Annotated in this window: 7 protein-coding genes; 3 read left to right on the forward strand and 4 right to left on the reverse strand. The window is 70.3% G+C overall.

Going from position 1 to position 8302, the window contains the following annotated elements:
- Positions 1–94 precede the first annotated feature (94 nt).
- On the reverse strand, positions 95–553 hold the full coding sequence (gene dut, locus ASD47_RS21355) for a dUTP diphosphatase (RefSeq protein ID WP_035081192.1): 459 nt from the start codon (positions 551–553) through the stop codon (positions 95–97).
- Complete coding sequence (gene coaBC / locus ASD47_RS21360; RefSeq protein WP_056761027.1) at positions 550–1773, reverse strand: bifunctional phosphopantothenoylcysteine decarboxylase/phosphopantothenate--cysteine ligase CoaBC; 1224 nt, start codon at positions 1771–1773, stop codon at positions 550–552. The genes dut and coaBC overlap by 4 nt, the downstream gene beginning before the upstream one ends.
- A gap of 152 nt (positions 1774–1925) precedes the next feature.
- Here coaBC and ASD47_RS21365 point away from each other — a divergent pair, with 152 nt between their 5' ends.
- Complete coding sequence (locus tag ASD47_RS21365; protein ID WP_056761015.1) at positions 1926–2507, forward strand: hypothetical protein; 582 nt, start codon at positions 1926–1928, stop codon at positions 2505–2507.
- Between the two features lie 428 nt (positions 2508–2935).
- On the opposite strand, the gene ubiB is transcribed toward ASD47_RS21365, so the two are convergent.
- Together ubiB and ASD47_RS21375 are read right to left on the reverse strand one after the other, a co-directional pair.
- On the reverse strand, positions 2936–4471 hold the full coding sequence (gene ubiB, locus ASD47_RS21370; protein ID WP_056761018.1) for a 2-polyprenylphenol 6-hydroxylase: 1536 nt from the start codon (positions 4469–4471) through the stop codon (positions 2936–2938).
- Positions 4472–5000: 529 nt separating this feature from the next.
- On the reverse strand, positions 5001–5627 hold the full coding sequence (locus ASD47_RS21375) for a TetR/AcrR family transcriptional regulator (RefSeq protein WP_156402368.1): 627 nt from the start codon (positions 5625–5627) through the stop codon (positions 5001–5003).
- A gap of 124 nt (positions 5628–5751) precedes the next feature.
- On the opposite strand from ASD47_RS21375, the gene ASD47_RS21380 reads away from it, so the two are divergent.
- On the forward strand, positions 5752–6630 hold the full coding sequence (locus ASD47_RS21380) for an SDR family oxidoreductase (RefSeq protein ID WP_056761024.1): 879 nt from the start codon (positions 5752–5754) through the stop codon (positions 6628–6630).
- 152 nt (positions 6631–6782) lie between these two features.
- Positions 6783–8003, forward strand: coding sequence for an NAD(P)-binding domain-containing protein (locus ASD47_RS26300; RefSeq protein WP_156402369.1), 1221 nt, complete (start codon positions 6783–6785; stop codon positions 8001–8003).
- Positions 8004–8302 lie beyond the last annotated feature (299 nt).

Raw genomic sequence — 8302 nt, forward strand, 5'->3', positions numbered from 1 at the left:
CGTGGACCGACGCCTACAACCTTGCCCGCCCACACGCCGGCATCAAAGGTCTCACACCCTGGCAGCGTGTGAACAACCTTCTTGGAAACGACACCTAGCGCCCGCCGGTCGAGCCGAAGCCGCCCGCGCCGCGCGCCGTCTCGTCCAGGCTGGTCGTCAGGCCCCACGAGGCCTGGACCACCGGGGCGATCACCAGCTGGGCGATGCGGTCGCCGCGGCGGATGGTGAAATCCTCCTCGCCCAGGTTGATCAGGATCACCTTCACCTCGCCGCGATAGTCGCTGTCGATGGTGCCGGGCGTGTTCAGGCAGGTGACGCCGGCCTTGGCCGCCAGGCCCGAGCGCGGCCGCACCTGGGCCTCGAAGCCCAGCGGCACGGCGAAGGCCAGGCCCGTGGGGACCATGAACCGCGCGCCCGGCTTCAGCACCAGGGGCGCGTCCTCGGCCACCGCCGCCCGCAGGTCCATGCCGGCCGCGCCGTTGGTCTCGTAAGCGGGCAGGGGCAGGCCCTCGGCGTGGGCCAGCTGGACGACGGGAATGTGCGGTGCGGTCATGAAAGGCTCGCTGTCAGGTCTTGGGCTATGCGTTGGGCGAGGTCGCGGGCCACCGAATCCTTGGCGGCACGGGTCCAGCGTTCGGTCCTGTCCTTGGAGATCAGCAGGACGGCGTTCTCGTCGCCGCCCATTACGCCGGGTTCGGTGACGTCGTTGGCGATGATCCAGTCGCAGCCCTTGCGGGCCAGCTTGGCGCGGGCGTGGGCCTCGACGTCGTTGGTCTCGGCCGCGAAGCCGATCACCAGCTTCGGGCGCCTCGGCCCGGAGGCCGAAAGCGTCGCCAGAATGTCCGGGTTCTCGACGAAGGTCAGGGCCGGCGGCCCGCCCTTGTCCTTCTTCAGCTTGGTCCCGAACACCTCGTCGATGCGCCAGTCGGCGACCGCGGCCACGAACACCCCCACGTCGGCGGGCAGGGCCGCCTGGCAGGCGGCCAGCATGTCGCGGGCGGTCTCGACGTCGATGCGGTCCACGCCGATCGGGGTGGGCAGGGCCACGGGGCCGCTGACCAGGGTGACCCGCGCGCCCAGCTTGGCCAGGGCCCCGGCGATGGCGTAGCCCTGGCGGCCACTGGAGCGGTTGGTGATCCCCCGCACCGGGTCGATCGGCTCGAAGGTCGGGCCGGCGGTGACCAGGGCGTGCTTGCCGGCCAGCGGCCCGCCTTTGAAGAATTGCGCGGCGGGCCCCTTCAAGGCGTCCATGATCGCCTCGAAGATCACGGGCGGCTCGGCCAGGCGGCCCGGGCCGAACTCGCCGCAGGCCATGGCCCCCTCGTCGGGCCCGACGAACAGAACGCCGTCGGCCTTCAGCGTGGCGACATTGCGCTGGGTCGCCGGGTGCAGCCACATCCGCACGTTCATGGCCGGAGCCATCAGCACGGGTTTGTCGGTCGCCAGCAGGGTGGTGGACGCCAGGTCGCCGGCCAGGCCGTGGGCGGCCTTGGCGATCAGGTCGGCGGTGGCCGGAGCCACCACCACCAGGTCGGCCGAGCGCGACAGCTCGATATGGCCCATCTCGGCCTCGTCGGTCAGCGAGAACAGCTCGCTATAGACCTTGTCCTCGGCCAGCGCCGACAGCGACAGGGCGGTGACGAATTCGGCGCCGGCCTTGGTGAGGATCGGCCGCACGGCCACGCCGGCCTTGCGCAGCAGGCGCGTCAGCTCCAGCGCCTTGTAGGCGGCGACGCCGCCCCCGACGATCAGAAGAACCCGCTTCCCGGTCATGTCATCGGCCTCCGGCGCATCTGGCTCCAGGCGCATAGAGCGACGCGGCGTCCAGCGTAAGCCCCATATGCAAAAAAGCTTAACGGGGACTCGACATCCGTTCTGTCTTCGTTCTTACACTCAAAAGTAGAGGAAACATTCGGAGATCGATCATGACGGTACGGTGCGCGTCCTGGTTTCCGGTCCTGGCGGCCGCGGGCCTGGCCCTGGGTCTCGCCGGCTGCGACGGCGGCGCCTCCGCCGTGAAGGCGCCCAAGGCGGGCGACGTGGCCTCGGCCGCGCAACCGGCGTCCGACCGCGACGCGCCGTCCTATGGTGGCGGCGCCTACGACAGCGCGCCGGTCCGGCCCGACCCGCGCGACGCTCCGGTCCGCAAGGTGGCGGGCAAGCCGATGTGGGCGGCCAACCGCACGCGAACGGCCGAGGAGAACGCCCAGCGCGGGTTCGAACGCTACGGCGCCGATTTCGCCTCCGCCGATGTCGACGACTATGTCCGCAAGACCCACGCCTTCGTCGCCCATCCGCCCGCCGGGGCCGAAACCCTGACGCGCGCCAATGGCGACACCCTGATCTACGATCCCAAGGCCAATATCTTCGCGGTGGTCACCAAGACCGGCGCGCCGCGCACGATGTTCAAGCCCGACGACGGCGCGACCTATTGGGCCACGCAGAAGACCGGCCAGGCGCGGCGGACGGCGGCGGCGCGGGATCGATCGGCCAGCACCGACAGCTAGGGCGTTCCCCACAAGCACGCCCTGGGGGAGGCGCCGGGGCGAGGGCAGGGCGCGACCGGCGCCGCCTCGCCTCGTCACCCCGGTCGGCCTGGGGGGCGTCCGGGACCCAGGGGCGGTGCGCAACGCCCCTGGGTGAGCTTGCGGAATGTTGAATGCCCCGGCCTTCGTCAGGCGGCGCTGGGCATGACAGCTTTTTTGGCCTCGGCAATCCGTGGAGCGATGGCTCCGCGCCCCCGAGAGGCGAGAGGCGAGAGGCGAGAGGCGAGAGGAGCCGTGTGGCGGTGGGAAGGTGACGCCGCTCATGGCTTGCCGGCTGCGCGGTGCGGCGCGGCGAGCTTCGTTTTCCCGGCCCTCGCTTCCCAGCCCTGGCGTTCCGGCCCCGGCGTTCCGCGCCGTCATAGGGCGACAGCTCCGCTGCATGGGCCTCTCTAGGTGGACCCCATACCCGCCACGAACAGCCCCGCCGCGAAGGCCAGGGTCGCCACCGCCGCGCCGGCCAGGAACCACAGCAGCGGCCGGGCGGCGCGCGGCTGGACCACGGCGACCGTCGGAGCCGCCGGCGTCTCGGCCAGGCGGGCCAGGGCCTTGATCGCCCGCACGGCCTCGTCGGCGAAGTCGCGGACCTTGGCGGCCGGTGACAGTTCGCGGGCGATCCAGCGGCGCACCACTGGGTCGGCGGCCGCCCACAGGTCGTGGGTCGGGTCGATACGGCGGGCCACGCCCTCGACCGTGACCATGGTCTTCTGCAGCAGCACCAGTTCCGGCCGCAGGGCCATGTCGAACAGGGCGGTGATCTCGAACAGCTGGGCCAGCAGCTTGCCCATCGACACGTCGCTGGCGTCGCGGCCGAACACCGGCTCGCCCACCGCCCGCAGGGCCTGGGCGAAGGCGTCGCGATCCTGGTGGGCGGGCACGTAGCCGGCCTCGAAATGGATCGCCGCCACGCGCGGATAGTCGCGATTGAGGAAACCGTACAGGATCTCGGCCAGGTACTTGCGCTCGGCCGGGCCCAGGCGCCCCAGGATGCCGTAGTCGACCGCGACGATCGCGGCCCCCTCGCCCTGAACCGGGGCGCTGACGAACAGGTTGCCCTCGTGCAGGTCGGCGTGGAACAGGCCGTGGTCCAGGGCCTGGGCCAGGAAGCCGCGCGTCACCGCCTCGGCCAGGGCCTTGCGGTCCAGGCCCGGCTGTTCCAGGGCCGCGGGGTCGGACAGGGCCAGGCCCGGCGCCCAGGTCAGGGTCAGGAACCGCTTGCCGACGCCGTCCCACACCACGTCGGGCGCGCGCATGTAGGGGTCGCGCTTCATGGCCTCGCCCAGTTCGGCGCAGCCGGCGGCCTCGAAGCGCAGGTCCAGCTCCAGGTCCAGGGCCCGGATCACCACCTCGACGAACTCGCGCGGCCGCAGCCGGCGGGCCGCCGGGACCAAGCGCTCGGCCAGGCTGGCGGCCAGGCGCAGGGCGGCGCTGTCGCGCGCCACCTGGCGCTCGACGCCGGGCCGCAGCACCTTGACCGCCACGGGCGTGCCGTCCAGCAGGGTCGCGGCATGGGCCTGGGCCAGGGAGGCGGCGGCGATCGAGGCGTCGAAGCGGGCGTAGAGGGTGTCCAGCGGCGCGCCCAGGCCGCGCGCGACCTCGGCCTTGGCCACCTCCAGCGGGAAAGCCGGCAGGCGGTCCTTCAGGTGAGACAGGTCTTCGGCGAACGCCGCGCCGAAGATGTCGGCGCGGGTGGACAGGAACTGGCCCATCTTGATGGCGGCGGGGCCCTCGCGCTCCAGCACCCGCGCCAGGCGTTCGCCCGGCCGGCCCTTGCGGGCGGCCGAGCCGGCGAACAGGCGCAGGACTCGTCCCGCCAGCCGCGCCGACGGCGGCAGGATCGGCTCGACCTCGCGCGGGACCAGGGCGTCGGCCCGGGCCAGGGCCCAGCCGGTGGCGACCAGGCGCAGACAGGCGGCGACCCGGCTCATGCGGCGAAGGTCTCGATCGGCAAGCGACGGGCAGGCGGGAAAAGGCTCATGTCCCGGCCTGAAAGCCCGCTCCGCGCGCTCCGGTCAAGGCCGCTTTCGCCGTCGACCGGCCGCGCCTCGCGAAAAGCGGCGCGGGAAACCCTTGCCGGGAAGCAATGAAGCGGGTGTTCGGCCCTCGGCAGCCGATCAAACGTCTGCTCCAAGGGCAGGCCTTCGGGAAGGCGCGCTTTAGGCGCTGTCGACGGTCAGGCGTTGGCGTACAGGCACCGCCCTCGTCCTTCGACAGGCTCAGGATGAGGGCTACTGGTAGGGCGGTCGAGTAGAATTCCTCATCCTGAGCTTGTCGAAGGACGGGGAATTCGGCCCAAGATCGTCAATTATCAACAGGGCGTAGGGGGCCATAGCGTGGGCGCGGTAGTCCATCTCTACCGAATTCCGCGCCCCAACGCTTTCCACGCCGGATATCCCGGAGTGACTCCGGAGCCGCCGGCGACACGGCGGCCTGACAGCCGTCGGCGAGCGCGAAGCTTCAGGCTCCGGCGCTCGCTGCCGCGTTCTCGATCAACAGTCTGGCCGCATCGCGGTTCGCCTCCGCCACGAGCGGGTCGCGGGTCGATTGCGCCATCACGATCGCGCCCTGGATCAGCGACAGGATCTGCATCACGGTCCTTTCAGGCCTGTTCAGGCCCAAGGGCTCGACGAGCGCGGCGACAAGGTCGTGCAGGCCCTTGAAATAGGCGGTGATGGTCGCCTGGACGTCCGGGACGTCGGCGTCCGGTCCGAACTCGGCCATGCCCTTGACGAAAGGACAGCCGCGGAAGGCCGGCGAGCGGAAGGGCCCGTCCAGCGCGTCAAAGATGGCCAGGATGCGCTCCGACGGAGACAGGCCGGGGTCTTCCGTCGCGGTTTCGAGCATCTGGAACCAGAGGGCGCTCTTGTGGCGCAGGTAGGTGGCCACGAGGTCAGCCTTCGACGGAAAGTGCTTGTAGAACGTCATCTTGGCCACGCCGCTTTCGGCGATGATGCGGTCGATCCCCACGGAGTGGACGCTGAACCGATAGAACAGGTCCGACGCCGTTTTCAGGATCCGCTCTCGCGGGGCGAGGGCGGCCAGCGGTTGCGTCTCCAGGTCCGCGAACCCCGTCACCTCGGCCATGTCCATCCTCGCGCCTCGAACCATCCGCTCACAAACAGACTAGTCTGTCTATTTACGCTTGGCAAAGACAGACAGATCTGTCTATCTAGTCTGCGACACTCCCTCGAATGGAAAGACAAGATCGATGAGCGGAAAAATTGTCGTGGTGACCGGCGCCAGCAGCGGGTTCGGAAAGCTGACGGCCCTGGAGCTTGCGCGGCGAGGGCACGTCGTGGTGGCGACCATGCGCGACGTCGGCGGGCGAAACGACCCAGTCCGGCGCGAGCTCCTTGAGGCGGCGAAGGCGGGAGGCCATGCGCTGCAGGTCCTCGAAATGGACGTCGCCGACGAGGCGTCGGTCAATTCGGCGATCGACCAGGTCATCAAGCGGCACGGAAGGATCGACGTGCTGGTCAACAACGCGGGCGTCATGGCCGTCGGGGTCACCGAAGCCTATACGGTGGCCGACATCGAACGGCAGTTCGCGGTCAATTTCTTCGGCGCCGTGCGGGCCGACCGCGCTGTCCTGCCGCACATGCGGGCCGCCGACGGCGGGCTTCTCGTCCACGTCACGTCCCTGATGGGACGCGTGGTCGCCCCTTTCTTCGGCGTCTATTCCGCCAGCAAGTTCGCGCTCGAGGCGCTGGCCGAAGCCTATCGCTACGAACTGTCGAGCTTCGGGATCGACTCGGTCGTCGTCGAGCCGGGGCCGTTTCCCAGCAACCTTCTCCCGTCCAGTCCCGAGCCCTCCGACCGGGGCGTGCTGGCGGCCTATGGCGAGGTCGCGGCGATCCCCGGCCAGATCAAGGCCCACGCCGGCGACGGCGACGATCCGGCCAATCCGCCCCGTCCCCAGCGGGTCGCCGACGCCATCGCCCGGCTGGTCGAGGCCACGGACCGGCGGCCGTTGCGGACCGTCGTCATGCCCGAGGGCCTGGATTTCGGCGTCGAACAGCTGAACGCGGCCGTCGCCCCGATCCAGAACGGCTTGCTCGGCGCCATGGGCATGTCGAGCATGATCTGAAGCTCCGGGGCGGCGGGTAGCGCCTACCGCCGCCCGGCGCCTACCCGTCAGAGCGCCGCGCCAGCCCGCGACGGTGAACGCACCAGGCGGGTTGAAGTGCGCGCCAAGGGCATTATCTAGAGCGCTAGACAATTGTGCGCTAGGAACCGGACGTGACACGTAGCACGGCGACCCAACTCTCCTTCTCGCTCCACAGCGCGGCGAACCGCATGGTGCGCCTGCACAAGCCGATCCTGGAGCCGCTGGGGCTGACCTTCCCCCAATACCTGGTCGTCCTGGAGCTGCTGGACGGCGGGCCGCGCACCGTGGGCGCCCTCGGCGCCGCCCTGGACATGGACACCGGGACCATCACCCCCCTGGTCAAGCGCCTGGAAGCGGCGGGGCGGGTCAGCCGCACCCGCGACTCCACCGACGAGCGCCGGGTCATGGTCGACCTGACGCCAGGCGGGCGTTCTCTGGAGGCGGCGGTCCGTGGCGTCACCGGACAGATCAAGACCGCGTGCCAACTGACCGATGAAGGTCTCGACGACCTTCGACGCACCCTCGACGCGCTGGCGATCGCGCCTCGAGGCCTGACGGCGCCTGATGCGCCGGCTGACACCCTCCACCTTGCGGAAAGAGACAACATGAAGATCGGCGTCATCGGTACGGGCAACATCGGCGGCGCGCTCGCCGGCAAGCTGCGCGCGGCGGGCCACGAGGTTCGCGTCGCCAACTCGCGCGGCGTGGAGGGCGTGCGCGCCTTCGCCGACAAGGTCGGCGCGACGCCGGTCGACATACGGGGCGCGGTCGAGGGCGTGGACGCGGTCATCCTCTCCATCCCGTTTCCCGCCGTGGCCGACCTGCCGAAGGACCTGTTCGACGGCTTGCCGCCGGCCGCGCCGGTGATCGACACCGGCAACTACTATCCGGGTCTGCGCGACCCCCAGATCGCCGAAATCGACGACGGAATGGTGGAAAGCGTCTGGGTGTCGCGCCAGATCGGCCGCCCGGTCGTCAAGGCGTTCAACAACATCCTGGCCTATTCCCTGGCCGAGCTGGGTCGTCCCCTCGGCGCGAGCGACCGTCTGGCCGTCGCCGTCGCCGGCGACGATCCGGACGCCAAGGCCCTCGTCGCCGGCCTGGTCAACGACGTCGGCTTCGACCCCGTCGACGCCGGCCCCCTGGCCGAGTCCTGGCGCCAGCAGCCCTCGACGCCGGTCTATTGCTGCGACTGGAACGCGCAGGAGACCCGCGACGCCCTGGCCCTGGCCCGGCCGGGGGAGGCCCCGGCGAAGCGCGACGCGATGATGGAGACCCTTGCGAAGCTTGGGCCAAGCCCCACCCACGCCGACATCGTGGCGTCCAACCGCGTCGTGAACGCCCCGACCTAGGCGGAGGCGGAGCGCGCGAGCCCCTCAGACCCGCGTCGGCCCTGACCCTGGGCTATGGACCGTTGACGATCTTGGACCGAATTCCTCGTCCGTCGACAGGCTCAGGGCGAGGATTTCTACTCAGCCGCCCTGCCAGTAGCCCTCATCCTGGGCTTGTCGAAGGACGAGGGCGTCGCCTCACCACCCTACGCCCAACCGGGCCTAGATGTCGTTTCCAAGAAGGTTGTTCACACGCTGCCAGGGTGTGAGACCTTTGATGCCGGCGTGTGGGCGGGCAAGGTTGTAGGCGTCGGTCCACG

The sequence above is a fragment of the Caulobacter sp. Root1472 genome (assembly GCF_001426985.1).
Lineage (GTDB): Bacteria > Pseudomonadota > Alphaproteobacteria > Caulobacterales > Caulobacteraceae > Caulobacter > Caulobacter rhizosphaerae.

Coding starts and splice junctions, on each gene's coding strand:
- dut (WP_035081192.1), bottom strand. CDS start 553: ATGACCGCACCGCACATTCCCGTCGTCCAGCTGGCCCACGCCGAGGGC.
- ASD47_RS21375 (WP_156402368.1), bottom strand. CDS start 5,627: ATGGCCGAGGTGACGGGGTTCGCGGACCTGGAGACGCAACCGCTGGCC.
- ubiB (WP_056761018.1), bottom strand. CDS start 4,471: ATGAGCCGGGTCGCCGCCTGTCTGCGCCTGGTCGCCACCGGCTGGGCC.
- ASD47_RS21380 (WP_056761024.1), top strand. CDS start 5,752: ATGAGCGGAAAAATTGTCGTGGTGACCGGCGCCAGCAGCGGGTTCGGA.
- ASD47_RS21365 (WP_056761015.1), top strand. CDS start 1,926: ATGACGGTACGGTGCGCGTCCTGGTTTCCGGTCCTGGCGGCCGCGGGC.
- coaBC (WP_056761027.1), bottom strand. CDS start 1,773: ATGACCGGGAAGCGGGTTCTTCTGATCGTCGGGGGCGGCGTCGCCGCC.